27 protein-coding genes and 3 pseudogenes are annotated in these 26,274 nt (G+C 62.0%); 16 read left to right on the top strand and 14 right to left on the bottom strand.

Annotated elements, in window-relative coordinates:
- Positions 1-820 precede the first annotated feature (820 nt).
- The 5 genes from ONR75_RS10040 to ONR75_RS10020 form a co-directional block, all read right to left on the bottom strand.
- Complete coding sequence (locus tag ONR75_RS10040; protein WP_265082451.1) at positions 821-2,503, bottom strand: filamentous hemagglutinin N-terminal domain-containing protein; 1,683 nt, start codon at positions 2,501-2,503, stop codon at positions 821-823.
- 106 nt (positions 2,504-2,609) lie between these two features.
- Complete coding sequence (locus ONR75_RS10035; RefSeq protein WP_265082450.1) at positions 2,610-3,287, bottom strand: FecR family protein; 678 nt, start codon at positions 3,285-3,287, stop codon at positions 2,610-2,612.
- A complete protein-coding gene (locus ONR75_RS10030; RefSeq protein WP_265082449.1) occupies positions 3,257-3,631 on the bottom strand; it encodes a DUF4880 domain-containing protein in 375 nt (124 codons plus the stop codon). The genes ONR75_RS10035 and ONR75_RS10030 overlap by 31 nt, the downstream gene beginning before the upstream one ends.
- Positions 3,615-4,217 (bottom strand): RNA polymerase sigma factor, encoded by a 603-nt coding sequence (locus tag ONR75_RS10025; protein WP_265082448.1) that lies wholly within the window; start codon positions 4,215-4,217, stop codon positions 3,615-3,617. Before ONR75_RS10025 ends, ONR75_RS10030 begins: the two co-directional genes overlap by 17 nt.
- A complete protein-coding gene (locus tag ONR75_RS10020; RefSeq protein WP_265082447.1) occupies positions 4,214-4,957 on the bottom strand; it encodes an STN domain-containing protein in 744 nt (247 codons plus the stop codon). The genes ONR75_RS10025 and ONR75_RS10020 overlap by 4 nt, the downstream gene beginning before the upstream one ends.
- A 251-nt stretch (positions 4,958-5,208) precedes the next feature.
- On the opposite strand from ONR75_RS10020, the pseudogene ONR75_RS32735 reads away from it, so the two are divergent.
- Positions 5,209-5,295 (top strand): annotated as a pseudogene (locus ONR75_RS32735) (transposase); the annotation flags it as partial.
- A 272-nt stretch (positions 5,296-5,567) separates the two neighbouring features.
- On the opposite strand, the gene ONR75_RS10015 reads toward ONR75_RS32735, so the two are convergent.
- Positions 5,568-6,254, bottom strand: coding sequence for a GntR family transcriptional regulator (locus tag ONR75_RS10015; RefSeq protein WP_265082446.1), 687 nt, complete (start codon positions 6,252-6,254; stop codon positions 5,568-5,570).
- A 120-nt stretch (positions 6,255-6,374) separates the two neighbouring features.
- Here ONR75_RS10015 and pxpA point away from each other — a divergent pair, with 120 nt between their 5' ends.
- The 11 genes and pseudogenes from pxpA to ONR75_RS09960 all read left to right on the top strand — a co-directional run bounded on the left by pxpA (position 6,375) and on the right by ONR75_RS09960 (position 18,169).
- Complete coding sequence (gene pxpA, locus ONR75_RS10010; protein ID WP_265082445.1) at positions 6,375-7,094, top strand: 5-oxoprolinase subunit PxpA; 720 nt, start codon at positions 6,375-6,377, stop codon at positions 7,092-7,094.
- A 63-nt stretch (positions 7,095-7,157) separates the two neighbouring features.
- Positions 7,158-8,240 (top strand): TMAO reductase system periplasmic protein TorT, encoded by a 1,083-nt coding sequence (gene torT, locus ONR75_RS10005; RefSeq protein ID WP_265082444.1) that lies wholly within the window; start codon positions 7,158-7,160, stop codon positions 8,238-8,240.
- A 16-nt stretch (positions 8,241-8,256) separates the two neighbouring features.
- Positions 8,257-9,894 (top strand): sugar ABC transporter ATP-binding protein, encoded by a 1,638-nt coding sequence (locus tag ONR75_RS10000; RefSeq protein ID WP_265082443.1) that lies wholly within the window; start codon positions 8,257-8,259, stop codon positions 9,892-9,894.
- A 34-nt stretch (positions 9,895-9,928) separates the two neighbouring features.
- Positions 9,929-10,786, top strand: coding sequence for an ABC transporter permease (locus tag ONR75_RS09995; RefSeq protein WP_320109745.1), 858 nt, complete (start codon positions 9,929-9,931; stop codon positions 10,784-10,786).
- Between the two features lie 44 nt (positions 10,787-10,830).
- A pseudogene (locus ONR75_RS09990) lies at positions 10,831-12,299 on the top strand (NAD-dependent succinate-semialdehyde dehydrogenase).
- A 17-nt stretch (positions 12,300-12,316) separates the two neighbouring features.
- Positions 12,317-13,699: an aspartate aminotransferase family protein gene (locus ONR75_RS09985; RefSeq protein ID WP_265082442.1), complete on the top strand. Its 1,383-nt coding sequence runs from the start codon at positions 12,317-12,319 to the stop codon at positions 13,697-13,699.
- A 31-nt stretch (positions 13,700-13,730) separates the two neighbouring features.
- A complete protein-coding gene (locus tag ONR75_RS09980) occupies positions 13,731-14,612 on the top strand; it encodes a 5-oxoprolinase subunit B family protein (RefSeq protein ID WP_265082441.1) in 882 nt (293 codons plus the stop codon).
- Complete coding sequence (locus ONR75_RS09975) at positions 14,609-15,583, top strand: biotin-dependent carboxyltransferase family protein (RefSeq protein ID WP_265082440.1); 975 nt, start codon at positions 14,609-14,611, stop codon at positions 15,581-15,583. The genes ONR75_RS09980 and ONR75_RS09975 overlap by 4 nt, the downstream gene beginning before the upstream one ends.
- A 25-nt stretch (positions 15,584-15,608) precedes the next feature.
- Complete coding sequence (locus ONR75_RS09970; protein WP_265082439.1) at positions 15,609-15,848, top strand: acetyl-CoA carboxylase; 240 nt, start codon at positions 15,609-15,611, stop codon at positions 15,846-15,848.
- A 3-nt stretch (positions 15,849-15,851) separates the two neighbouring features.
- Positions 15,852-17,228, top strand: a complete 1,377-nt coding sequence (locus ONR75_RS09965) for an acetyl-CoA carboxylase biotin carboxylase subunit (protein ID WP_265082438.1) — start codon at positions 15,852-15,854, stop codon at positions 17,226-17,228.
- A 723-nt stretch (positions 17,229-17,951) separates the two neighbouring features.
- Positions 17,952-18,169: pseudogene (locus ONR75_RS09960) on the top strand (DNA-binding protein).
- Here the strand turns inward: ONR75_RS09960 and ONR75_RS09955 are convergent.
- A complete protein-coding gene (locus tag ONR75_RS09955; RefSeq protein WP_265082437.1) occupies positions 18,134-19,228 on the bottom strand; it encodes an integrase arm-type DNA-binding domain-containing protein in 1,095 nt (364 codons plus the stop codon). The pseudogene ONR75_RS09960 and the gene ONR75_RS09955 overlap by 36 nt on opposite strands.
- A gap of 678 nt (positions 19,229-19,906) precedes the next feature.
- Between ONR75_RS09955 and ONR75_RS09950 the strand changes: the two genes are divergently transcribed.
- Complete coding sequence (locus tag ONR75_RS09950; RefSeq protein ID WP_265082436.1) at positions 19,907-20,230, top strand: hypothetical protein; 324 nt, start codon at positions 19,907-19,909, stop codon at positions 20,228-20,230.
- Positions 20,231-20,503: 273 nt separating this feature from the next.
- Here ONR75_RS09950 and ONR75_RS09945 read toward each other — a convergent pair whose 3' ends face one another.
- From ONR75_RS09945 to ONR75_RS09930, 4 genes are all read right to left on the bottom strand, one after another.
- Positions 20,504-20,638 (bottom strand): hypothetical protein, encoded by a 135-nt coding sequence (locus ONR75_RS09945; RefSeq protein WP_265082435.1) that lies wholly within the window; start codon positions 20,636-20,638, stop codon positions 20,504-20,506.
- 14 nt (positions 20,639-20,652) lie between these two features.
- Positions 20,653-20,859, bottom strand: a complete 207-nt coding sequence (locus ONR75_RS09940; protein ID WP_265082434.1) for a hypothetical protein — start codon at positions 20,857-20,859, stop codon at positions 20,653-20,655.
- Positions 20,856-21,074 carry a hypothetical protein gene (locus tag ONR75_RS09935; RefSeq protein ID WP_265082433.1) on the bottom strand — a complete coding sequence of 73 codons (219 nt, stop codon included), beginning with the start codon at positions 21,072-21,074 and terminating at the stop codon, positions 20,856-20,858. Before ONR75_RS09935 ends, ONR75_RS09940 begins: the two co-directional genes overlap by 4 nt.
- Positions 21,075-21,663: 589 nt before the next feature.
- Positions 21,664-21,837 (bottom strand): DUF3606 domain-containing protein, encoded by a 174-nt coding sequence (locus tag ONR75_RS09930; protein ID WP_265082432.1) that lies wholly within the window; start codon positions 21,835-21,837, stop codon positions 21,664-21,666.
- A gap of 504 nt (positions 21,838-22,341) precedes the next feature.
- Here ONR75_RS09930 and ONR75_RS09925 point away from each other — a divergent pair.
- Positions 22,342-22,533: a BrnT family toxin gene (locus tag ONR75_RS09925; protein WP_320109721.1), complete on the top strand. Its 192-nt coding sequence runs from the start codon at positions 22,342-22,344 to the stop codon at positions 22,531-22,533.
- Entirely contained in the window at positions 22,481-22,768 is a 288-nt protein-coding gene (locus ONR75_RS09920) for a BrnA antitoxin family protein (protein ID WP_265082431.1), read from the top strand. Before ONR75_RS09925 ends, ONR75_RS09920 begins: the two co-directional genes overlap by 53 nt.
- Positions 22,769-22,819: 51 nt before the next feature.
- Here ONR75_RS09920 and ONR75_RS09915 read toward each other — a convergent pair whose 3' ends face one another.
- On the bottom strand, positions 22,820-23,230 hold the full coding sequence (locus tag ONR75_RS09915) for a DUF805 domain-containing protein (RefSeq protein WP_265082430.1): 411 nt from the start codon (positions 23,228-23,230) through the stop codon (positions 22,820-22,822).
- Positions 23,231-23,781: 551 nt separating this feature from the next.
- Here ONR75_RS09915 and ONR75_RS09910 point away from each other — a divergent pair.
- Positions 23,782-24,045 carry a hypothetical protein gene (locus ONR75_RS09910; RefSeq protein WP_265082429.1) on the top strand — a complete coding sequence of 88 codons (264 nt, stop codon included), beginning with the start codon at positions 23,782-23,784 and terminating at the stop codon, positions 24,043-24,045.
- Between the two features lie 31 nt (positions 24,046-24,076).
- Here the strand turns inward: ONR75_RS09910 and ONR75_RS09905 are convergent, their stop codons facing one another.
- Both ONR75_RS09905 and ONR75_RS09900 read right to left on the bottom strand, forming a co-directional pair.
- Complete coding sequence (locus tag ONR75_RS09905) at positions 24,077-24,556, bottom strand: RidA family protein (RefSeq protein ID WP_413776455.1); 480 nt, start codon at positions 24,554-24,556, stop codon at positions 24,077-24,079.
- A gap of 12 nt (positions 24,557-24,568) precedes the next feature.
- Positions 24,569-26,218 carry an AMP-binding protein gene (locus ONR75_RS09900; RefSeq protein WP_265082428.1) on the bottom strand — a complete coding sequence of 550 codons (1,650 nt, stop codon included), beginning with the start codon at positions 26,216-26,218 and terminating at the stop codon, positions 24,569-24,571.
- Between the last annotated feature and the right edge of the window lie 56 nt (positions 26,219-26,274).

Genomic DNA, 26,274 nt, shown 5'->3' with positions numbered 1-26,274 from the left:
CCGTCGAAGGCGCTATCCGGCACGGCGGGTGCAGCGTGGGTAATCGTTGCATCGGAGATGCCGTTGACGATCAGCGCGCCGCCCGCGGGCAATTGACCGTTGGACGATTGCACGGCGCGCAGATCGCCCGCCACGCTCGACGTACCGGAGCCGGTCTTCGAATCGGCAAGCTGGCGCTTCCCCGCATAGACCTGAGTGGAAATCGCGGAGTCGATGATGAGTGCCGCTGCGGTTGCCGTCAGGACTCCGGCATCGCGGCCTTCGGTAAAGGCTGGAATGAACTGGCCGTTCAGCCTCAGCGTATCGGCCCAGGTCTCGCTGAAGCCCCAATGCGCGTGATTTCGGGTAAAGCCGCCGTTGGCGATCCCGACATAGACCACGCTCGGATCGGCATCGCCTATATCGACGCTCCGTCCGAATTGATCGAGCAGCCTGGTGGTGCGGATGGTGCCGGCCGCAAAGCTCGCCCAGCCGCCTGAGGCGTTAATGACCGACCCGGCCCTGAGATAGAGGTTGGGTGTGTTGAAGGTTTGCAGCTGCCCCGGCGTTCCGGGTGCCGACGGACCGAAGGCAACATTGCCGCCCTTGGTCATCAGCCGGTCGGCGCTGAGGCCGACAAGCTGGTAATAGGCCGTGGCATCGATCAGCGGCGAGCCGATCCAGGCCACGCCGTCGGCACGTACGCCGGATCGGCGCGGGTCGAGATAGATGGTGGCGCCATTGAGGAAGCCGTCGCGATACAGCGGGCTGTCGCGCAACTCGTTCTTCTTGGCCGGATCGATCACGATCTGGACCTGATTGATCGGCACCTGCACGTCGGTCAGACCGGCAACGTTGATTTCGGCGCCGGCGTTGATGACGATGGTCTGGTTAAGCGGCTCGCTGCTTGAGCCGCGAACCGCACTTGCGCCGAACTGCACATTCGCGCCCGGCGCGAACAGGAAGGCCCCCGACTGCATTTCGATATTGTTGGCATTGTCGCCGACCTTGATCGCCGAGGGCTTGAAGGCAGACAGCGATGTCGGGTCCTGCGGAATCGTTTCTCCCCACGGTCGGGCAGGATCGAAAGAAGCGACCCGCTCCCGAGGCGAACGTCGCTGCCGTCGATGGCAATCGAACCATTGCGCGAGACGCTGGTCGTCGCGGACAGGGTTCCATCGTTGTAGCTGGCCCCGCCGACCGGGAAATAAGTGTTCCGGTTCGGACTGACGAGCGTAATGTTTCCCCGATCCGTCTCGATCAGGCCGCCGGCCTGGTTCCAGACGAAATAGCCCGCAGCGTTGGTCCCGCCCTGCACGAATGGCACCAGGCCGCGAACATTCGGGTCGGGCCTGGCGCCATACAGCGGCACCGCGTCTCCGGCCGCGCCGGTCGATGGCGTCAGCAGCAGAGCGGAGCCGGTCGCAGCCAGCAATACCTGTCCCGCAGGCGCGACAATCCGACCGGCATTGCTGATTTGCGGGGCGGTGAGAAGAACGAGACCGCCGTTTGGGGCGGCGACGATCGAGGCACCCTGCCCCACGCTGATCGTCCCGGTGGTCGGAACGACGCTCGTCGGATAGTTGATACCGGGCTTGGTGTTGAGGACGCTGAACGCCGAGAATTGCGCGAAGGTCGAGAAGTCGCCGTTAAAGTTGTTCGGGCCTGTGGAGGCGTCGTAGCCCAGCAGCCCGTTCTGAAGAAAGTTCTGGTTACGCCAGGCGATGTCCGTCACCTTCGCTTTTTGAGCGCCGTTGACAGTGGTGTAGATCGCCGACGGTCCGACATCGAGCGTGCTGGCGATCAGGCTGCCGACGTTGATCTGGCTGCCTGCGCCGAAGATGATGCCGTTCGGATTGATCACCAGGACCGTGCCGTCGGCCTTGATGGTCCCGAGGATGCGGCTCGGCGCCAGCGCCGGGTCGATCACCCGGTTCAGCGCCACCCAATCGCGGTTGCCCTGCTGGTTGTAGCTGAGGTCGGTCTTCTCACCGATGTTAAACGTGCGCCAAGTCAGCACCGCATTCTTCTGCGTCTGGACGATATCAACCTTGATGCGATCGCCCTGCACCGCATCGGTCGGCGCACCGGCACCGATCCAGACCGCATCGGCGCCAGTCGCCCGGTCCAAACCGCCGGCTCGCAAGCCATTTACAATCCCGCTCGGCGCGCTGGCGAGCGACGCTGCTGCCGCATCGCGCGCCGCGGCCTGCATCTGCTGCAATACCAGGATCGCACCGGTGGCGCGGCTCAACGCGTCCTGCGCCTTCCGCGCGGCTTGCGCGGCCCCGGCCGCCACAGCCTGCGACGCATCGATCGCGGCCTGCGACGGCGATGGCGATGGTCCCCCTGCGAGCGGTCGGGCACCGGCGTCCGGCATGGCGATCAACAACGCGACCGCGCTGACGCCTGCGAACAGCCAGGCGGGACGAGGAGCCCGCCCGAGGATTGGCGATTTCGAGTGAGCGTCGGAGCGGGTCATGGCATTCGGTTCCGGCATCAACATCAACAGGTGACGCGCCATGGCAGGCGGTCGCTGCTGGTAAGATGCATGAGGACGCCTTCGACCGAACGATTCCTTGCGAAAAAAATTAATGTGGCCGGGTTCTGACGTCTCGAGCGGTTGCCGGTCAGCTCAGAACAATGATGCCGCCAGGCAAAGTCCGCGCTTTTGCGCCGAAAATATGCACGATCTGGACAATGATCTTGTCGGTTTCAGTCGTCGGCAACTGCGCGGTCAGCAGCCGGCGGCCGATACTTTCGTTCATGAGCACGATCCGGCCCGGACGATAGCGATTGACCTCGGCAATGACCTGCGCGACCGGCATGCCGTCGAAGATCAGGGCGCCATGCCGCCATGCAGTTACCTGTCCAGGATCCACTGCGGTGACGGCGCTGATGACCTCATCTCCATAGCTGGCCTGCTGCGTGGCATCGAGCCGCGTGGCGATACCGGCCCGCTCGATGGTCAGGTTGCCGTTCAGGCAAGTGATAGAGACCTGTGAGCCGTCGCACCGAACATTGAAGTTCGAGCGCGTCGCGACGATCCGCCCGGATGCGGCGAGCACGGTCAAGCTGGACGACGCAGCGCCGGTGGAGAACGCCGCTTCCCCGGAAACCAGCTCCACCAGTGTGGTATCGGCCGTTTGCGACCGGACCGCAACACTCGTTTTGGTATTGAGATCGAGCGACGTGTTGTCGGCAAGCGTCACTTGCCGAAGCTCGCCCGCGCCGGTCCGGTAATCCGCCGTCAACTCGGAATAGGACGGCCAGAGACTCATGGGCGGCTTGACCACGGCATAGGCCACCGAAGCAGCCAGCGCCCCTCCGATAAATGCGCGACGCCCCATCGACGCGGGGGCACAAGCCTTCCCACCGGTTCGCCGGTGACATTCCCACCTGCTCGCGTGCTTGCGACCGGACCGAGTGCGCCCCAGACACGCCGCGCATTTGCATAGGCCGCAGCATGGGCGGGGCTTCGCGCGTACCACACCTTCATCGCCTCGACCTCTGCCGAAGCCATGTCGCCGCCCATGAAGCGGACGATCCATTCATAGGCCTCGCGCTGAATCGGATCGACGCCGGCGAACGCTGCAACGTCCTCGTCTGCCGTTATGGGGATCATCGGCTCGAACTCATCGCGCTTCGTCATCGTACGTTTCAGGCGCCGCAATCGGCGTCCCTCGTTCCTTAGATGTTTGGGAGGCCCCGGGACCGAAACGCTGGACGACATCCCGGTTCAGACACGCCCCACATTGAAGCAGCGCAACCTTCAGCTCTTTCTCAACAAGCCGTTGCGAAACCCCCAACTGTTCAGCAATATCAGCGAGTCGCATCCCGACCACGCGCGCAGAGAAAACAATTTGGCGGCGTCGCGGCGTCAATCCGTCATATGCCTGTTGCAGCGCCTCGATTTGCTGGCGCGCCTCGAGCGTTTGCAGCGGACCTGGCAATTCATCGACAATACCGAGAGTGGCGTCAAGGTCCAGGATGCTGGTCGATCGCCGTTCGCGGCGAAGGCGCATCCTGGCGATGTTGGTCGCGATTGCCAGAAGATACTGTTTTGGAGCAGCGATGATACCGATCTGCGCCGGCCGCTCGAGCCGCAGGTAGGTTTCCTGCAACGCTTCCCCGGCCAGATCCTCCGAACCAAGCCGGCGCGTCAGCACTTTCTTCATCTCGTCGTATTGACTGACGAGCGCCTCACGCAACGTCGCGGCCTGCACTGCATCGCTCATGGGGCGTTGCCGTCGGATTGCGGACATTCCGCCGCTATTCGCGACGTCCGCGGCAAGACCATCAGCGTAACCGGTTGCGGCATTGCCGTAGGGGGCGCCTGGTCGATCACGAGCCTGCGCATCGCCGTTGCGTAGGCCAAATCTCTTTCTTCGGATCCCGTCGGCTGCAGGAGCTCCGCGCGCGCGACCGCTCCTGACTGCGAGATCCAAAGCCGGACGATGAGTTCTGACGGATCGAGCTGGATTTCAGGCGTTCGACAGAATGCAGCGCGTAGGCTTGCCTGGATACGTGTGAAGTAAGAAGAAAATTCAGCCGCCTTGCTCCTGAGAGCGGGCAGATCGCGCTCCGGTGCCACGGGCCGGCCGGGCAAAATTGTAAGGGTCCCCGGCTCAAAGGATGCCACAGACAAGCCGGTCCCTTTCAGAAGCCGCCTCAGCGCTACGTCCGGCAAGAATGCACCAACCACAGCCGACGATCTATGGGCCTCGATCAGGCTGCTTTCGTAATAGAGATCGTGATTTGTGACGGCCCTGTAGACCTTGAGCGACGCGGCGAGCGATTGCGAAGGGATATCGAACTGAAGCTGACCCGACGATTTGGGGGCCTGCGCACTTGCCGTTCCTTGTGGAACGAGAACCAGCGATGCTGCAATCACAAGCGCAGAGAGGTCGCCGAACAGACGATGTAGGCAATCAACACATGCTCCCCGGCCAGGCTCACACTCGGTTCTGCCACGCATGTTCGAAGCCCGCTCATGCCATTCAGACATTAATCCCAGCTTCAGACACGCACTAAGCTCAACGGCCTGAAGGCCAGACGGATTAGGTCTCCAGGGGACCGACAAGGAACGAGAGGTAAAGGGAGATTGCTACGATTTCAAGACAGCGGCCATGCGCCCACATTGGCCGCATTGACGTGCCCCCACCAAATTAGGCCAGTTTGATCTGGAATTTTCCATTTATGATCCCCTGACGGGGAGAGGAGAGTTCCATGAAGGCATCGAAGTTTTCAGAAGCGCAGATCGTATTCGTTTTGAAGCAGGCGGAAGATGGCTCGGCAGTCGCGGAGGTCTGCCGCGTTCAGAACGTTCTATTGCAGTTTGCCCGGCGCGACGGACACCGGTACATTGCTCCTGCCAGTTCACTTTCCTTCACCGACTGTCGGTTGTGTCGAAGCGAAAGGAGACCAATTTCATTATCGTTTCATCAAATGCGGTTGCGGCTGATCTCAGAAGTGCAGGTCGGTAGATATCCTCCAGTGGAGCGGCAGCATGTGCCTCTCCGTCGAATTCAAGGACTTTCTCAAATCCATCCGGCATCGCCTACGGCCGTATAAGCATGCTTTGCAGCTCAATACTCATTGCATTCCATGATATCCTCGCGAATGGCTGCGGCTGCGGCCACCGGATCACGCTCCGCGATAGCCGAACAGGCTTTCAGGTGATACTTCACCGCCTTGCGGATATGGGCCTGATCCGGTTTGGACTGGCGCACGACAGGGCCGATGCGCATCCACAGCGGTTCTAGCAAATTGCTGACGAAGGAGATCCTACTCATATCGGCGATCGCCATATGGAAATTGTAGTTCGCCTCGAGGAAGAGATCGAGATTGTGGGTGTCGGCAGCGGTTTCGATGTCCGTGCAATACCTACGCAGGTCCGCCAGTTCCGCATCGGTCCGCTCGATGGCGGCGCGTTCGGCCGCCGTTCCCTCGAGAAGCATGCGTAGCGTGCGAATATCCTGCAGTTCCTTTATCGAGAAGGAAGGAACCATCATCGTGCGGTTTGCCGTCGAGATCACGCAGCCGATGCTTTCCAGCCGCTGCAACGCATCGCGGACGGGCATGAGGCTCGTGCCCAGGCTGGCGGCAAGGCTCCTCAGCGGCAGCTTCTGACCGGGTGCAAACCGCCCCATCATCAGATTGCGCTTCAGGAGCGTAAAAATCTGCTCGTGCAACATCTCGCGCAGGACCGGTGGCAAGTCCAGCGCATCGGTCGGCAGAACGCCGGATGGCACCTGATCGTCGAAATTCGTCATCCTTGGTCCATTCTTACTTGATAAAGTGTTATAACACTAAACATCTTCTGTTGACAGAAAAAAGAATGGGCTGCAGATTGCTTTCCGTCGAGCGTTATAACACTGAACGAGAAAACGATCATGGTCACGCTGAACTGCGACATGGGAGAGAGCTTCGGGCCGTGGCGGTTCGGTGACGATGAGGGCATCATGCCATTCATCGACTGCGCCAACATCGCCTGCGGCTTTCATGCCGCAGATCCTCTCACAATGCGAAAGACCGTCGATCTGGCCGTCTCGCACGGCAAGGCTATCGGCGCGCATCCCTCGCTGCCCGACAAGGAAGGCTTCGGCCGACGCGAGATGCGGCTGACGCCGGACGAGTTGCGGGCTGCCTTCGTCTATCAGATCGGCGCTCTTTCGGGTTTCGTGCGCGCTGCCGGCACGACGCTCAGCCACGTCAAGCCGCATGGCATCGTATACGGCATGGCCGCTCGCGAGATGGAAACGGCCCTTGCCATTGCCGAGGCCGTCAAGGTTTTCGATGTGCCACTCTTCGGCATGAGCGGGACCTGCCACGAAGAGGCGGCGCGCACGGTCGGCGTGCCTTTTATTGGGGAGTTCTTCGCCGATCTTTCCTATAGCCCGGACGGGCGGCTGATCATTCCGCGCAGCCATTCGGCCATCGACCTCTCAAAGGCTTCCGCGCGCCTGGAAACCGCCCTTCTGGACAAGCAGGTCGCAGCGATAGACGGCACCATGCTGCCGATCTCCTTCGGCACGGTCTGCATTCATTCGGATCCACCGAACGCCCGCGATGTGGCAGCTGCGGTTCGCAGCGTCCTCGACTCGTCCCGGTGACATTGCTCGGGGGCAAAAGACCTCGAAACCACGGACGTTGAAGAACCAACAGAGGAACGGAACATGACGAAACAATTTCTGATGACGACCGCACTGGCTCTTGTCGCTGGCACCATGCTGAGCGCTGGCATCGCCCGAGCGGCTGATGCGCTCGAAAGTTTTCCGGTCGAACTCGTCAACGGTGACAAGAAGACGGATGCCGACTGGAAGCTGATTAAGGCCAACGAGATTACCAAGCCGTGGAACATCTGCGTGCTATTCCCGCATTTGAAAGACAGCTACTGGGTTGCGGCGAACTACGGCATCGCCGACGAAATCCACCGGACCGGTACGGCGATGACGCTTTATGAAGCCGGCGGCTACACCAATCTTTCGACGCAGCTCAGCCAGATGGACAACTGCATCGCCCAGAAATTTGACGGCATCATTCTTGGGGCCATCAGTGCCGACGGCGTCGGCCCGCTGGTCAAGAAGGCGACCGACGCGGGTATTCCGGTGATCGATTTCGTCAATGGTGTCAAAGAACCGAGCGTTTCCGGCCATGCGCTGGTGAGCTTCTACGATCTCGCCTTCACCACCGGCAAGTACATCGTCGAGCAGTCGAAGGGCGGGCCTCTGGTCGTTGGCTTCTTCCCGGGGCCGCAGGGTGCTGGCTGGTCGGACGACGCGGTGCGCGGTTTCAACGATGCGATCAAGGGGTCGAAGGTCGAAGTGGCCGTCACGCGCCGCGGTGACACCGGCCTCAACGTGCAGCTCGATCTCATTAACAATGCGCTTCAGACCTACGAAAACATGACCTGGATCGTCGGTGTCGACGTTGCGGCACAGGCCGCGGCCGTCGCGGTTCGCAACGCCAATCTCGGCGCCAAGGTCAATGTCGCGGCGTTCGATATCATCCCGCCGGTCTATGAGGACATCGCGGCCGGCGCGACCAAGGCCTCGCCGACCGACTTCACCTCGCTTCAGGGCCGCCTGGCCGTCGATATGGCCCTGCGGCTCCTCGAAGGCCAGACGCTGGCTGCCAAGCGCGCAGGCCCGAAACCTGCCATGGTCACTGCGGAAACGATCAAGGCGTACAACATGACCGACATGTTTGCGCCGAAGGGATACAGCGTCGAGTTCGCAATCAAAGCCACGAAAAAATGAGCGGCTCCCTGACCGCGTGGAGGGTGAGGCCTTCGCCTCACTCTCCGGTGCATCCAAGTTCTATGGCAGCTATGCCGCGTTGAAGGACGTCAGCCTGACGCTCCGATGCGGCGAGGTGCATATGTTGTTGGGCGAAAACGGCGCCGGCAAATCGACGCTTGTCAGCCTTCTGACCGGCAGCAACATGATGGATGCCGGTGAACGGATGGTGCGGGGAAAGCCCTGCGCGACGCTAACGCCGCTCGAAGCACGCGAGGCCGGTATCAATGCCGTGTTGCAGGACTTCGCTTTGGCCCCGACGCTGACGGTTGCCGAAAACTATGCGCTCGGACGCGAGCGGACCCGAAGCGGGTTTCTCGACAAATCCGCGATGCGCAACGACGTGCTGGATGCCATGCGCACACTCGGCGTCCAGTTGGACCCCGATGTGCGCGTGGATACGTTGACGCGGGCCGAACAGCAATTACTGGAAATCCTGCGGGCACTTGGCGGCAAGCCCGGCGCGCTCATCCTCGACGAGCCAACGGCAACGCTTAGCCACGACGAATCCGAACATCTGTTTTCGGCCATTGCCGCCCTAAAGCAGGACGGCTGGGCCATTCTCTATATCAGCCATCGCATGGAGGAGATCCGCCGGCTCGGCGATGTCGTCACCATCCTGCGCGACGGCCGGCAGACGGGATTCCATCGTCTGGCCGACGTCACGAACGATCAGATGATCGCCGAGATGGTCGGCCGCGAAATGTCGAGCTTCTATCCGGACATCGCGCATGCGCCGGCGGGCATGGCGCTGGAGGTCAGAGGGCTGTCGTCCGGCGGCAAGCTCAAGGACGCCTCGATCACCGTGCGCTTCGGCGAGATCGTCGGGCTCGGCGGTCTCGTCGGCTGCGGCAAGGCCGAACTTGCCCGCGTCGTCTTCGGGCTGATGCCTATCGACGGCGGCGAGATCCTGGTCGAAGGCCAGTCTGTCACGGCCCCGACGCCGAAGAGCATGCTCAATCGCGGCCTCATCTATCTGCCGCAGGACCGGCGTGGCGAAGCCCTGGCGCTCAACCGGTCGATCGCCGATAACGTCGTTCTGGAAGTTCTCGGAGCGCCGGGTTCGACGCGCTGCGGCTTCGTGCAGACCGGCGTACTGTCGGCGCTGGTGAGCGATCTTCTTGCGCGTCTCAAGGTACAACCGGCCGAACCGCAGAAGAAGGTGCAGGAACTATCGGGCGGCAACCAGCAGAAGGTCGTTCTCGGCCGGGCACTCAGTCGTTCCCGCAAGATCTACATTTTCGACGAACCGACCGCCGGCATCGACGTCGGTGCGCGGCTCGATTTCTACCATCAACTTCAACAGCTATGCCGCGACGGCGCGGCCATTCTTCTCGTCAGCTCCGATCTCCAGGAGTTGGTGCATCTCTCGCATCGCGCCTACGTGATGCATGAGGGGGCTGCGTGGCAGACCTTGGCCGCAAGAACATCACCGAGGATGTCGTCGTCGCCTATGCTTTTGGTGAGAAGCCGAAAGGACCCCTGCAATGACCGAACTTCGCTCCAGCGCCGGCACCATACCCTCGGCCACCACCAACATCGCCGCGAAAGTGCTGCGCTTCGGCGCCCTGCCGATCATTCTCCTGATCTGCATCGTCGTATTCCAACTGGGTAATCCGCGTTTTCTCAGTTCCGCCAATACGCTCAACATGGTGCAACAGGGCGTTTTCCTGATGCTCATCGCCTTCGGCCAGATGCTGGTGCTGCTGGCTGGCGGCTTCGACCTGTCGGTGGGCGCCGTGGTGGCGCTGACCTCCGTCATCGCGGCAAAGGTCATGGTCGCCGTGGCGCTCGCCTTTCCGGATGCCGCGTGGATGTCAGTCGGCGCAGGGTTTCTGGCAATGATTCTGACGGGCGCTGTCGCCGGGCTGGTCAACGGCTTCGGCGTGGCGATCCTGAAGGTCAATGCCTTCATCGTGACGCTGGCAACCGCCTCGATTTTTCGCGGCGTCACGCTGGTGATCTCGCAGGGCCAGCAAGTGAGCGGCCTGCCGAGGGATTTCGTCTACGGCATCGGCTCCGGCTTCTTCCACGGCATTCCGGTGTCCGCGATCATCGCGACGCCGGCCCTCGTCCTTGTCTATCTGCTCGTTCATCACATGAAATTCGGCCGATACGTCTATGCGATCGGCTCCAACATCCGTTCGGCCATCGTCGCTGGCGTCAACATCAATTGGTATCTGATCGCCAGCTACGTGCTGTGCGCCACCATGACCGCCTTTTCCGGCTGGCTGCTGACGGCTCGGGTTTCCTCGGGCGAACCGCTGCTCGGCGGCGAGTTTCCGCTCAACTCGATCGCTGCGGCCGTGATCGGAGGCTGCTCGCTACGCGGCGGCGAAGGCTCGGTCGCGGGCGTCTTCATGGGCGTCGTGTTCATCACCGTGCTGGCCAACGGTATGGACCTGATGCGGATCGGCTCGAACTATCAGATGATCGTGCTCGGTATCGTTCTGGTCGGCGCCGTCGTTCTCGATCGCTACCGCGCTGCCAATGCTGCCAGGCGCTGACGCAATCGCTTGTCTTACCTATTCAGAATAACAGGATACTAGTCATGCTCTCCCTCCCTTCATCCGCGGCAGCCCTCAAGTTCGAAAAGGGCTTCATCGACGGCAAATGGACCGATGCCGACGGCGGCAGTACCATCGACGTCGTCAATCCGGCCGATGGCAGCCTCGTCGGCCGGGTGCCGAACATGGGCGCCGCCGAGACGGAAAAAGCCATCGCCGCTGCCGAAGCTGCCCTGCCGGCATGGCGGGGGCTGGCTGCGAAGGAGCGGAGCCGGTATCTGCGCCGCTGGCATGACCTCGTCCTGGAAAACCAGGAAGCGCTGGCGCAACTCCTGACCTTTGAACAGGGCAAGCCGATCGCCGAGGCGCGCGGCGAGATCGCTTATGGCGCCACCTTCATCGAATGGTATGCCGAGGAGGCAAAACGGGTCTACGGCGATACGATCCCGGCACCGAAGGCCGGCAGCCGCATCATCGTTCAGAAACAGGCGATCGGGGTCGCGGCCGCGATCATTCCTTGGAACTTCCCTCCGCGCTTTTCAACCGCAAATGCGCGCCGGCGCTGGCCGCCGGCTGCACGGTGATCGTCAAGCCGTCAGAGTTTACGCCATTCAGCGCCCTGGCGCTGGCCGAACTTGCCCACCGGGCCGGCATTCCGGACGGTGTGCTGAACGTCGTCACCGGCGATCCCGCCAATATAGGCAAATCCCTGACGGGCAGCCGCGCGGTCCGCAAGCTGAGCTTCACCGGCTCGACGCGGGTCGGCAAGCTGCTGCTGGAGCAGGCGGCAAAAACGGTCAAGAAGACTTCGATGGAGCTCGGCGGCAATGCACCGCTGATCGTCTTCGACGACGCCGATATCCCGACCGCCATCCAGGCCTGCATGAATTCCAAGTTCCGCAATTCCGGCCAGACCTGCGTCTGCGCCAACCGCATCTATGTGCAGGATGGTATCTACGATGCTTTCAGCATGGCACTGGTCGAGGCCGTGTCGAAGCTGAAGGTAGGTTCCGGGATCGAGAACGACGTCACGATCGGACCACTGATCAACATGGCCGCAGTCGTCAAGGTCGAGCGGCATATTGCCGATGCGATGGCGCATGGCGGCACCATCGTTCACGGAGGGGCGCGGCACGAAAAGGGCGGCACCTTCTTCCAGCCGACCGTCATCGCAGGCGCCAACGACCGCATGGAGCTGTCGCAGGACGAGACCTTCGGTCCCGTGGCGCCACTCTTCCGGTTTTCCAGCGAAAGCGAGGCGGTTACGCTCGCCAATGCGACCGACTACGGTCTGGCGGCCTATATTTTCACCCGGGACCTCGATCGGATGTGGCGGGTGACTGATGCGATCGAAACGGGGATGGTCGGCGTCAATGAAGGACTGATCTCCAACGAAGTGGCTCCCTTCGGCGGCATCAAGGAGAGCGGACTGGGTCGCGAAGGGTCGCGGTACGGCATCGATGAATATCTCGAACAGAAGTACATTCTGATTTCGCCGACCATCGCCGCCTGACACGCAAGGACATCGTCATGAATACGCTTTCAAACTCTCTCCATCATGCAGACATCACCACCACGCTGCATCCCTACACCGATGCGCGGGCGCATGAGAAGAAGGGACCTATCGTCATCGAACGTGGCAAGGGCATCTATGTCTACGACGATGCGGGGCGCGAATATATCGAGGGCCTGGCCGGTCTCTGGTCGGTCGGCGTCGGCTTTGACGAGCCGCGCCTGGTCGCGGCGGCATCAGCGCAGATGGCGAAGCTGCCCTACTACCACACCTTCAGCGACAAGGCGCACGAACCCTCCATCCGGCTCTCCGAAAAGCTGGTCGAAATAACGCCCGAGCAAATCACCCGCGTCTTCTTCACCAGCTCTGGCTCCGAGGCCAACGACACGATGGTGAAGATGGTATGGTACATGAACAATGCACTGGGCCGGCCGCGGAAGAAGAAGTTTCTCGCCCGCACCAAGGGTTACCACGGCATCACCGTCGCTTCCGGCAGTCTCACGGGCTTGCCTAACAATCACCGAGATTTCGACCTTCCGGCGATACCGGTCCGGCATCTGACCTGCCCGCACTTCTACCGCTTTGGCGCGGAAGGGGAGAGCGAGGCCGCCTTCACGGCACGGCTCGTTGCCGAAGCCGAGGCGGTAATCCTTGAGGAAGGCGCTGACACAATCGCAGCCTTCATCGGCGAACCTCTGATGGCCGCCGGCGGGGTCATGCCGCCGCCTGCGGGCTACTGGCAAGGGATCGAGGCGCTCTGCCGCAAATACGACATCCTGCTGGTTGCCGACGAGGTCATCAACGGTTTCGGCCGGCTCGGCAGTTCCTTCGGCGCCGTCCATTACGGCTTCAAGCCGGATATCATGATCGTCTCGAAGCAACTGACCTCATCCTACCTGCCGCTGGCCGCCGTGTTGTTTTCGGAAGCCGTCTATGACGCCATCGCCGACAACACGGCGAAGATTGGTACATTCGGCCACGGCTTTACTGCCTCCGGCCATCCGGTCGCCACGGCGGTGGGGCTGGAAAACCTGAAGATCATCGAGGAGCGCGACCTGATGGGCAACGCCGCCCGTATGGGCGCTATTCTCCAAACAAAGCTTTCCGCGTTGTCGGACCATCCGCTGATCGGCGAGGTGCGTGGCGCCGGCCTGATCGCCGGCGTGGAGATGGTCGCCGACAAGGCCACCCGCCGGCCGTTCAGGACGCCCGGTAAGGTCGGCGCCTATGCCTTTGGCGCCGGTCACGAACACGGCCTGATTGTACGCGCAATCGGCGATACGTTGGCGCTGTGCCCGCCGATGATCATCACCGAAGAGCAGGTGGACGAACTCTTCCGGCGCTTCGTCAAGACGCTCGACCAGACGGCCGGCTGGGTGAAGGCGGAAGGCCTGAACTGACACCTGGCGGTACAGAGAAGGGAAGACGATTGTGATCTACGACCAGCCGAAATTCTTGCCCGCGGGCGACCGCTACATACTGATCGAATTCGGCAACGAGATGAACCTCGATCTCAACTTCATGGCGCAGGGGCTGGCCTCCGCGGTGGCCTCCGCCGGTATTGACGGCGTGATCGAAACGGCGCCCTGCTTTGCCTCGCTGCTGGTGCATTACGAGCCCGCCCGGATCACTTACTCCGACGTCGTGCGGGAACTGTCGGTCTTGGTTTCCTCGCTCGGATCGTCGGACGATATCGAACTGGAGAGCCGGCTGTTCTATCTGCCTGCGCTCTATCTCGATCCCTGGACCAAGGAGTGCGTCGAAGATTACTGCGCCAAAATCGCCCGGAAAGTGCCGGACCCAGAACTGATAGTACAGGAAAACGGCCTTCAGGACGTCGATCATCTGGTACGGCTGCATTCCTCGTCGGAATACTGGGTTGCGGCACTTGGCTTCTGGCCGGGGCTTCCCTTCCTGATGGCGCTCGATCCGAGAGCACGGCTGACCGCGCCGAAATACAATCCGCCGCGAACCCACACGCCACAAGGGGCGATCGGTCTTGGCGGTGCCGCCAATTCGATCTATCCGGTCGCCACGCCCGGCGGCTATCAGATCTTCGGCCGAACGCCGGTACCCATCTGGGATTCCACCGGCAAGCGGGACGGCTTCGAGGGCGGGCTCTGCCTGTTCCGCCCCGGCGACCGGATCAGGTTCGTGCCGGTCACGCGCGAGGAACACGACGCGGCAGAGGCCGCGGTAAACGAGAACCGTTACCAGTACACCGTCGTCGAGTACCAGAAGTTCGTGGTCAAAAATTATAAGACCTGGACCGCCAAAGTTGGCGGCGGCGCAACGCAGGGAGCGCAGTCATGATCGAGGTCGTGAAAGCCGGGCTTGAAACGTCGATCCAGGATTATCCAGGCCGCATAGGATACTGGAACCAGGGTTTTCCGCCCTCCGGGCCGATGGACAGCTGGTCGTTCCGCATGGCCAATCTTCTGGTCGGCAATGCGCCCGGAACTGCCGGTCTGGAATGCCAGTTCCTCGGGCCAACACTGAGGTTCTCGGACAGCCGCACCATTGCCGTGACCGGCGCGGACATGCGCCCGACGCTTGACGGCGAGGCGCTGCCTTTCTGGCAATCGGTCGCGGTCAAGGCGGGCCAGACGCTGGCCCTCGGTGCCGCGCGCCTCGGTGCCCGCGGCTATATCGCGGTCTCGGGCGGCTTCGCCAATGACGCGAAGCTCGGTTCGCGCTCCACCTTCACCAAGGCGGGCGTCGGCGGCATTGGAGGCCATTCGGTCAAGCCGGGGCAGCACCTGCCGCTCGGAGAAGGCGGCGGAACGGCGGGCCTGAGCGTGCCGCCGGAGCATCGTCCGGCGATCCGTTCCGATAAGGAATGGGACATTGAGGTCTGTGCCGGTCCCAATGACGACTGGATCGATGCGGCCGGCCAGGAACGGTTCCTGTCATCCCCCTGGGTGCTCTCGGCCAAGTCCGACCGCACGGGTTTCCGGCTCGATGGGCCGGAATGGACATTCGCCGAAAAGGCAACGAACAAGCCCAGGGAACACGGTTCGCTGCCCTCCAACATCATCGACCATGGTTACCCCATGGGGGCGATCAACCTGGCCGGCCAGACGCCGATCATCCTCGTCAACGACGGTCCATCGATGGGCGGCTTCATCAATCCCTACACGGTGCCGTCGGCAGCGTTCTGGAAGCTCGGCCAGGCAAAGCCCGGCGAACGTTTTCATTTCAAGCTGGTGAGCGTCGACGAAGCGCAGGCGCTGGCGGCCCGGATGACGGCGCTCTGCGTGCCCGCCAGCCTGACCACCGTATAATTTCCAGAGATCGAGGATCACCATCATGGCAAAACAGACCCTTCGCGCCCCGCTTCCCGGCGTCTTCTTTCGGCGTCCGTCGCCCGACGAGGCGGTCTTCAAGGAAGCCGGCGATACGGTGGCGGCCGGGGACACGGTGGGACTGGTGGAGGCGATGAAGTCGTTCTTTCCGGTCGAGGCGGAAACCGGCGGCACGCTCGTGCGCTTTCTCGTCGAGGATGGCACGCCCGTCGACGCTGACGATGCGATCGCCGAGATCGAGTAACCGATGACTATCAGCAAACTTTTCATAGCCAACCGCGGCGAGATCGCCGTGCGTATCATCCGGGCTGCCAGGGCGCTCGGCATCCGGACGGTCCAGGCAGCCAGCGAAGCCGACACCGAGATGCTGGCATGCCGGATGGCCGACGAGGTGGTGGTGATCGGTGCCGCGCAGGCGGGCAAGTCCTATCTCGACATCGACGCTGTGGTGAAGGCGGTCAAGGACAGCGGCGCCGATGCGGTTCATCCCGGATACGGTTTTCTCTCCGAAAATCCACTCTTCGTCGAGGCGATCGAGGCGGCCGGCGTGACATTCGTCGGACCGGGTGCGGAAACGATCCGCACGATGGGCGACAAGGCGATGGCACGCGACGAGGCGATGGCAGCCGGCGTCCCGGTGGTTCCCGGCAGCAACGGCCGCATCGGCGATCTTGACGATGCTCGCCGTGTCGCCCGTGATATCGGCTACCCGGTAATGATCAAAGCTAGCGCCGGCGGCGGTGGGCGCGGCATCCGAGTCGTCGAGGACGAGGCTTCTCTCGAAAAACTGGTGCCGCAGGCGATGGCAGAAGCCCGGGCGGCTTTCGGTGACGACGGTCTCTACATGGAGCGCTATATCCGCCGGGCGCGGCATATCGAAGTGCAGATACTCGGCGATGGTACTGACGTCGTGCATCTGTTCGAGCGCGAATGCTCGCTGCAGCGCAAGCGCCAGAAAATCTGGGAAGAGGCGCCGGCGACGATGCTGCCGCTCGCAACGCGGCAGGCGCTCTGCGAATCCGCAGCCGCGCTGGCCCGTCGGGTCGGCTACAAGGGGGCCGGCACGCTCGAATATCTCTACGACGATCTGACCGGCGAGTTCTTCTTCATCGAGATGAATACCCGCATCCAGGTCGAGCATCCGGTCACCGAAATGATCACCGGCATCGATCTGGTTCAGGCGCAATTGCGCATCGCCGGCGGCGAAACGCTGTGGCTGACGCAGGACGACATCCGCCAGACGGGTCATGCCATCGAGGTGCGGATCAATGCAGAAAATGCGGCAAGGATGTTCATGCCGTCGCCTGGTCTGGTGACAGGGTATCAGGCCCCTGAGGGAGAGTGTGTTCGTTTCGACACTTTGCTCTATGAAGGCTACCGGGTGGTTCCGTTTTATGATTCCCTGATCGGAAAGCTGATCGTCTCGGGAGCGGATCGCGCCGAGGCCATCGAACGGCTGAAACGGGCGCTGGCGGATCTGCGGATCGAGGGGATCCACACGACCGCTCCGTTGCACGTGATGCTGGCCGACGATCCGGATGTCCGGGCCGGCAACGTCAGTACCTCTTGGCTCGAAGACTGGATGAAAACCAGCGGGAGCCAGCGGTCTGGCCCCAAACCTTGACCACAATGGATGCGGTTACCCGCTTTGGTCTTCCCTGATGACGCTCCGCCTCTGTCCGGTGTCGGCAGTGGCGCTGGGCACAAGATGGCGCGCACCATATGGGCGCTACCCGTTAAAAATGCTGATACCAAGCGCCGGCGATCATGCCAGCGCGAGCCAGTGAAATCTACCATCCACACCTCAATGACCGCTTCGCGCCGATAGCGTTGAAAACGTCGTGGTCGGCCCCGGTTCGGATTTTTCTAGTCTCACTGGTGAGCCTTGCGCATATTGACGTGAGGGACCATGTTGCATCTCGCAAAATCGATCACGGGTCAGCGAAGATCGGCTAAAGCCGCGTGCAGGGGGCGATTAGACCGAACCCGGGTCTTCGCGAAGAGTTTTAGGTCGATCGATTTTCGACTTTTTCAACCGTATCCACCACAAGCTACCATTCAAGAACGGCTTATTCCGCGTTTCGTGCATGAGCTTGCTTCGGCTCGGTGCCGACGCGCGTTCTGTGACCGGAGAAGCGCAGACATTCAGACTGGTGTATCGGAACGGTCGCAATCCGCTTACGGCGTTCTCCAAAACTGCAATCAGTCAATGTTTGATTGCAGACCGTCTTCTGCACTTACCGGAGTTTACTCGATGACCATCGATCCTAGCCTCACGTAAATTGGAACACGCAACAGCTCATTGCATAGTCTTGTCATCAGCCGCTCCTTCGTACCTCCGGCAGGTCTGGTGTTTCTCACCCTTGAGGAGGTGTTGAGCGTTACCGCGGACAGGTCAACGAGGGAACCCTTCGCAACTGGCGTTCGATTAGGGTCGGACCATCTTTCATCAAGATCGGCAAAGCCATTCTCTATCCGCTGGAAGAGCTCGATCGCTGGGATCGCAGAAATCTAGTTGTTTGCCGGCCTTCACGATCGCTCCCGTTGGAGGACGCTATATCGTGAAATCTGCCAGTCCGACAGTTGCCGCTGAGTGAGATGATCTGGCCTAGATAGATTCGATTCGGAATCCGTGCTACAATGTGTAGTGTGGGGTCTCGTGAAGGCAGGTGCATGATACTTCGGGTCTATCCCGATCTGTAACGAGGAACCAGCCCCAGCTACAACCTCGTCAACGAGATGAGTGCGCGGCACGTCGTGATGCAGGCCCATCTTGGTCCACGCCGCATCGAAGGTGATGCGGTCATCCATGATGTGCTTTCGCCACTCAATGATGGTTGGCTCGCTGCGGCGTGGACCGCCGAGCAGGCACATGCGTACTAATTGTCCAAAAGCCCCGAGCTTGCCGGCCGCGTGCCAGACCTTGATGATCTCCTCATCCATCAGCGCGCGGCCCTTGGTTCGGCGCCCGACCCTCTGCGCACGAGTTTCCTTGGGCGCGCGATAGCCGGCAAGCACGTTGTCCTCGACGTAACCTTCGCCGACACACCATTCGAGGAATGTGTGGGCGTGCTTGCGCAAGTCCCTTGCCGCACCGCGCTTACCGGCCTTGGTGATCTTATCCACCGCCGCCATGATTTGCCGGCGCGTCAATTCGCCGATGGCGACATCCAGATGATCCTTGAGACCGCGCCGCAGCGCGGACATCGCTGGCTTCCAGTTCAGGAATTGGCGTCCGGTCAGGGATGTCTGATAGGGGCCGTCTTCACGTATCAGGGCCACCAGCGTAGTGCACTGCATCTCGGCCAGTTGCTGGCGCTTGGCTTCGCGCTTGGCGTCGTTCGGATCGACCCCTGTGACCACCTCACCAGCGGCGATAGTGGCGGCCTTACGAGCCGCCCGCTCATTGAACCTTGGCCAGGCCCCGAGGGTCTTGCGCTGAGTGCCCCTCACTCCCGGCTTGGTGAACAGGTAGACCCAGGTCCGGCCGCCGGTCGCGCGCATGCGCAGCGCGAGACCAGGCAGCTTGTCGTCGTGGAGGTAATGCTGCGCCTTGCCCGGTGGCATTGTCGCGTCGCGGATGACCGTGTCGGTCAGCGTCAGATAGTTGATCGGCTCTCCCATGGTCCCTGCCCTTTTCGTTTTGTGCCCGCGCGGGAATGATCGGACCCGCAAGAACCGGGCCTCAGACCTTCCCTCGACTTTGTGTCCCAAGGGAAAATTCGCGGAGGGCACAACAGGGGCACACAAAATGGGCTATGGACCACTATGGTCTATAGTGGCCGCACATGACAAAAATGCCAGAATTAACAGTCGCTTCTACAAATTTACTATGGCTAGGGCTGGTTGGCTAGGGTCTACAGATTGTGGTTCACACGGGAGAGGTCCAAGGTTCGATCCCTTGTGCGCCCACCATTCCACCATTGACCGGCTGTCACCACCTCTGTCCGCCAGGACTGGGCGAAGCCAGGATTTGCTTAGGTCACAGATGGCGCAATCATTGGCAGCAAGCGTAGGGTCGGTTAGGCGCCCTTGCGCCGTAACCCACCATCGTGAGCCGCGATCCGGAGCCGGCGGGTTACGCGCTGGCGCGGCCGACGCTCCTCTGGCATCATCCGGACCGGCGGCTTGACGTTCATTAGAAGCGAGTAATCGGACCGGCGAAACAGCAGGCCCTCCCAATTGCAGTCCGGGCAGACGCCTCTCACCGTGTCCATGTGCTTTTTGTTCTTGCGGAGCATCTTCCTGGCCTTCAGCCAGAGATGGCAGGGATACACTGCGCTCGGCATGAGGAGGATAGGCATGTGGAAACAGCTTATTGTTTACGACCGCGCAAAAGGGCGGGAACGCTTTGAGGCACTCGTCGCCGACTATGCGACCTGGTCAAATTGGAAGCGGGCGTTTCTCGTGTTCTGCGTCGTCCTTGGCATCGTTGTCTTGCCATATGCCCATTACAGCAAGGGCGTGATGACTGTTGGATGGGATTCCATCGGACTGTCTCGCGACGTATCGCTGGCCGAAGATCCTTTCCTGTTTCATAGCATTTTCGCGTTCGGTGAAATCCTATCGCTGATTTCCCTCTTCGGCTTGATCAAGCTGCACCTCGCATATCGAGCATCGCGGTGAAACCGCCCTCTTAAATGCTTTGAAGTATACAACGCATTGAATCATGCTTGTCCCTACTCGTCACGTTAGCAAGCGCAGCGCGGGTTAGGCGCCCTTGCGCCGTAACCCACCATCGTGAGCCGCAATCCGGAGCCGGCGGGTTACGCGCTGCGCGCTAACCCGCCCTACGCGCTGCGTCGCCACGTCCGTTCACTCAACAGCGACTTCCGGCGACGTCGAGAGGCTGGGCATGCTCGCGGCGCCGCATCGGCGCTTCCACCTCAGCGACAAGGCTCACAGCAATTCGAACAGCAGCCGCAGGCTCGCGGTCGCGATTGCCGCCAATGCGACGGCCAGCGTGCCGTCGAGCACGGCCCCGATCGCCAAGCCGTTCGTTGTCTCCATCCATTGCGTGATTCTGGTCCACATAACGGCTCCCGCAATTATGAGTTGTCAGATTTCGGAGTTGTGTTCGCAAACATGGACGGCACGAAAATAGCTTTGGCCTCGGCGGCGTTACGGAGCATCCCGGCCTTCTTGAACGCATCGATACGCTCCGCGCCCGGGGGCATCGCTCGCGCCAATTCCAGGGCGTCATCTGCGCGTGTCTGCCAGTCGTGCATGTCGGGGCCGTTGATCGGACGCTTCATGGAATTCTCTCCGTTGGGGTGGCGAGGCCATTTGCTTCGAGCCACTTCTCGCTGCTGAAAAGCACTCGGAGTGAGACGGCGATCTGGCGATGCTGGTTGCGGTCGGCGCCCACGGGCAGACCCCTTGCGAGCAGGATGGAGGCCCGCCGAAGATCGGCCAATTCCGTGGCGCTGTAGCGATGTTTGGAAATCGAAACGAGTTCGGCTTCTGACATAGCTCCCTCGCCAGGCGGGAGCATGACCGAACTCTCTGTCAGCGAATGCCAGGAAGACCGCCGATACCGAACCATACACCCGTCTATGTTCGAGAAGCGACTTAAATCGTTTGTCGCCTATCCGACATACAGCCGCCGGGAACTTCTCACCGGCATTGCCGTTGGGCCGCCCAACGTGATGGGCGCTATGGACAACTCAATATGTTGCCCACGCTGCGGATACCAGGTACCGATCCACGCGTCGAACGCGGGCCAGATCTGAACTACATTCGGTGCGCCGTGACATCGAGAAGCACGTCACCGCCGCCAGTCGTTCCGCTCTCAATTGCAGAATGAGATCAGACTCGGGTGCCATCGTATCGCCAGCTGCCCGGCGGCAACTTGCTTTCGGCAGAGGCGATCTTCGCCCTCTGCGCGGCTTTGACAATCCGCGCTCCGACAAACGGGATGCCCATTCTGCGGGCCTGATTCCTGACCGAGTTGCTGGGGCGATTGAAGGCGGCCGAGCATCTGGCCACAGATGCCCCCGACAGCACCATCTGCCTCAGCCGAACCAGCTCCTGCTCTGTCCAGCTCTTCACGATCGGTTTCATTGGCCGAGCTGCTTGCGAACGGCGGCGGCGCCGTTGCCGACTTTATCGACGGCCTTCTGTAGTTCGTCCTTTGAAACGCCGAGCTGTTTCGTCCAGTACTTGACCTCGTGATCTTCGTGCATATTGATCTTGCTGCGATCCTGCTGACCGGTCTTTTTGAGATCGTCCATGGTCGGGCTCCTCCGCGAAATACACTCCTTAAATGCGGCGAAGAAATTTAGGTTCCCCCAGTGCCGCAGGGGTTTTTTGTGTCGGGAACCGAACTCAGGAACCGTTTCGCCGACGCCAATCGCACAATCGGGAGATCACCTGTGCCGTCAATGCTCATCACGGCCGGCGCCGATCGACATGTCATCGACATCGCGCAGGTCCCGACTGGAACTAGCTCGGCGCGTCGTCCGCACGAGCGGAGCGCCATGCGGTATCAGCGGCAACAATCGAAACCCGGATATCGCTTCGCCCATCCGGGCTACGCCATCTACTGAGTATCGCCGCATTATGTCATGACATAATCCTCGACACCGCGCAATTTTGCCACTACATAAATCGGATGATCGCGTACGATCCGCGCCGTCACCACATCACTTGCGATCGCGCAAGCGCGCGGTGACGTTGCGCGAGCGCGGGCTGGATCTGGAAGCCGACGCCGACGCCGACGAAGCGTTCCGGGGGACGTGGTGACAAAGGTCGATGACCGTTTCGACTATGGCGAGGTGCGCTACATCGCTGCCGGCCGCGTCCGGTCGAGGATGGTGTTGATCGTCTGGACCCCGCGTGGCGACGCCCGCCACGTCATTTCAATGAGATACTGCCATGCCAAGGAAGAAGCTCGTTGGCTCGCGCTCTTTCGGCGAGCCGCTGACTGATGACCCCGATGATGCGCCGGAAGTGCTCGATGAGTTCTTCCGGACCGGCGAGATCACCCAGGGCGCCAAGGTCATCCGGCTCGGGCGACCGCCGCTCGGCGACAAGCCGAAGGGCTCGGTGACGCTGCGGCTCGATGCCGACGTGCTGGAAACCTATCGCGCGCTCGGCAAGGGCTGGCAGGCCCAGCTCAACGCTGACCTGCGCCGTGCCCGCAAGCTGAAGAAGAGTGCGTGAGCGACCGCGCGTAACCGCATCGGCGAAACGACAGGCGGGATCGGCCATCTGCTACGCCGCGAGCGGCTCGGCGGCCTCCAGAGCTCCAAGGTCGATCATCGCCCAACCCAGAATCGCCAGAGCAAGCCCGTTCTGCAATATGCCGTCCGTTTGCGGGCCGACGGCCATCAGCGCCAGAACCGACGGCGCACCGTAATACAGGACGATCCAGAAGCCGGACTTGCCGCGGTCATGCAGCCGCCAGACGCCGATCACGACCAGCGCCACGCACGCCGCAACGAACATGAAAGCGCCTGCAATCGCCGCGATGGTGGCCGGGACATTCACCGGGCTCTGACTGGTCTGGTTGACCGTGCCGACGACCAGAACCAGCCCGACCATCGCGGCCAGTGCGCAAAGGCCGCTCCAGATCCAGTAGCGGGCCCGGCCCATACGGCCTTTGATGGCGGATGTGTTCTGCATGCGGATTGGTCGCGTGGCGCTTCGCGGGGTTCAATTGCGCGCCGCATGCATCATGTCCATGCAGCTTGCGTGCGATGCGTCATGCCCGGCAAAGCAGGCGCGCTCGCTGAATACCATGCGGGTCTTATTCACGCCCCGCTGCAACCAAATGCCCCGCCCGTCATTGTCAGGCGCATACGCCGGGTGACAGCCGGCCATAACGGGGATGTTGGACGCGGCGATTTTGCCGGCTTCTCGTCGCGACAGCAACGCATCGGTACGCGTCGCAATCTAACCCGTTCCCGGCGTATGCCCCTGTGGGCCCAGATCGTGTCGGTCATTTCCACGAGGACGTCGCATGCTCCACGACCTCATCACCCGGCGCCGGATGCTCGCCCCCGACCCGCGGAACTGGCGGCTGGTCGCGGCGCTCATGCTCGCGTTGCTGCTGGTGCTGGCGTTGGTCGCGCTCGCGTAACCCGTTAACTGCGCGTTAACCATCACGGCCCGGCCGCAGGAACGTGCCTTCGTCGCGCCCATTATCCCGGCGACCATGGAAATGGAGCTGACGCATGAAGGACGAGATCGCGAAAATCGACAAGGCTCTCGACGAGCTGCTGGTGAGTCTCGGCGGCATGGTGCTGCGACTGGCAAAGATCACCAAGACCGACGCGGAGACCCAGGCGCTGGCCCGCTCGGTGGACCAGTTCTCGACCTGTGCGCTCAATTCGACGGACGGCCGGGTGCTGACGCTGGCGGCGGAGCTTGAGGCGGCCCGGACCGCCGCCTGCACGACTCCCGCGAGGCCGCGGCTGCGCCTGGTGGTCAGCCGCTGAGGCGTGGCATCGCCACGCGCGCGCCGCGCACCTAGCGCGGCACCACCGCAGTGGCTTCGATTTCGACGCGGGCGGCGAGCTCGACCAGCCGCACCACCTGCACCAGCGCCATGGCCGGATAATGCGCGCCAAAGATCTCGCGATAGATCTTGCCGAGCGCTTTCAGGTTGCCGAGATATTCTTCCATGTCGACGACATACCAGGTCAGGCGGACCAGATGCTCGGGCTTGGCGCCGCCCTCGCTCAGGATCGCGGCGATGTTGCTCAGCGCCTGATGCACCTGGGCGGTGAAGTCGGCCGGCAGATGGCCGGCGGTATCCCAGCCGATCACGCCGCCGGTCACCACAATGCGGCCGTCGGCGCTCATGCCGTTGGCATAGCCCTTCGGCGCCGGCCAGCCTGAGGGCTGCAGCACACGCGGCGCCGACAGATGCGCATCGACCTTCGAACTCGGAACCACGGTCAGCGTGGGGCTCTTTGGCGCGGTCACCGGCAAATCTCCTTCGGACATAGATGTCTCATTTCATTCAGCAGCCGTCGCCATCTGGCGCAGCGCAAAGCGCTTCAGCTTTCCGGTCTCGGTCTTCGGCAGTTGCTCCACAAACGCGATGGCGCGCGGATATTTGTAGGGGGCGATCTCGCGCTTGACGTGGTTCTGCAACTCGAGGGTCAGCGCATCGTCTCCGGTAAAGCCCGGCGCCAGCACGACATAGGCTTTCACCAGCATGCCGCGCGCCTCGTCGGGCGAACCGACCACGCCGCATTCCGCCACCGCGGGATGGGTCAGCAGAGCGGCTTCGACGTCGGGGCCGGCGATGTTGTAGCCGGCCGAGACGATCATGTCGTCGGAGCGCGACTTGTACCAGAAGTAGCCATCCTCATCCATGATGAAGGTGTCGCCGGTCAGGTTCCAGCCGTTCTGCACGAATTTCAGCTGCCTGGGATCGGCGAGATACTTGCAACCGGTGGGGCCGCGCACGGCGAGCCGTCCCAGGGTGCCGGGCAGCACGTCGCGGCCCTCCTCGTCGATGATCTTGGCCTCATAGCCGGGCACCGGTCTGCCGGTGGAGCCCGGGCGAATTTCGTCCTCGGTGGCGCAGATGAAGATGTGCAGCATCTCGGTGCCGCCGATGCCGTCCATCAGCTTGATGCCGGTGGCCTTCAGCCAGGCGTCGTAGGTACCGATCGGCAAGGTCTCGCCGGCCGACACGCATTTGCGCAGGCTGGAGATGTCGTGGGTGCCCATCTTGGCGAGCATGGCGCGATAGGAGGTCGGCGCGGTGAAGCACACCGTGACCTTGAACTTCTCGATCGCCGGCGGCAACTCGTCCGGCCCGGCCTTTTCCAGCACCACGAAGGACGCGCCGATATGCAGCGGGAACAGCACGCCGCCGAAGCCGAAGGTGAAGGCCAGCGGCGCCGAGCCGATGAAGCGGTCGGACGGCTCGGCGCGTAGCACGTTGCGGGCAAAGCCGTCGCACACCGCGAGCATGTCGCGGTGAAAATGCATGGTGCCCTTCGGCTCGCCGGTGGTGCCCGAGGTAAAGGCGATCAGGCAGATATCGTCGGAGGCGGTATCGACCGCGGTGAAGTCCGGGCTGGCGTCGGCGATCAATGCCTCCAGCGACTCCGGCTTGCCGGTGCCCCAGTAGACGACGCGCTTCAGCTCGGGTGCGGCGGCTTTCGCCTTTTCCATTTCGTCGGACAGCTTGCCGTCGCACAGCGCCAGCGCGATCTTCGCCTTCTGGATCGGATAGGTCAGTTCCTTGGCGCGCAGCAGCGGCATGGTGGCGACGCAGACGCCGCCGGCCTTGATGACCGCGAGATAGGTGGCGACCATCATCGGATTGTTGGCGGAGCGCAGCATCACACGGCCGCCCGGCACCAGCCCGAGCTTGCCGACCAGCACGTTGCAGATCCGGTTCACCAGCGCCTGCAGCTCGCGATAAGTATAGCTGTCGGTGAGACCGAACATGCACGGCGCATCGCCGTGGCCCTCATCGACCCAGCGGTCGAGAAACGGCACCACGCAGTTGATGCGCGCGGGATATTGAAACTCCGGCCGGGTGAACAGAAAGTCCGGCAGCTGTTCGGGCGGCGGCATGTTGTCGCGCGCGAACGTATCGATATGGGCAGTGTAGGCCTTGGTGAGTCGAGCTTCGGCGACGGCCATTGCATGCTCCTGTCACGTCAAGACGCCCGGCAGCGTCATCTGAATATCATTTTAAA

It is taken from the genome of Rhodopseudomonas sp. P2A-2r, from assembly GCF_026015985.1.
Lineage (GTDB): Bacteria > Pseudomonadota > Alphaproteobacteria > Rhizobiales > Xanthobacteraceae > Tardiphaga.
This window is presented reverse-complemented; position numbering and strand designations above follow the sequence as displayed.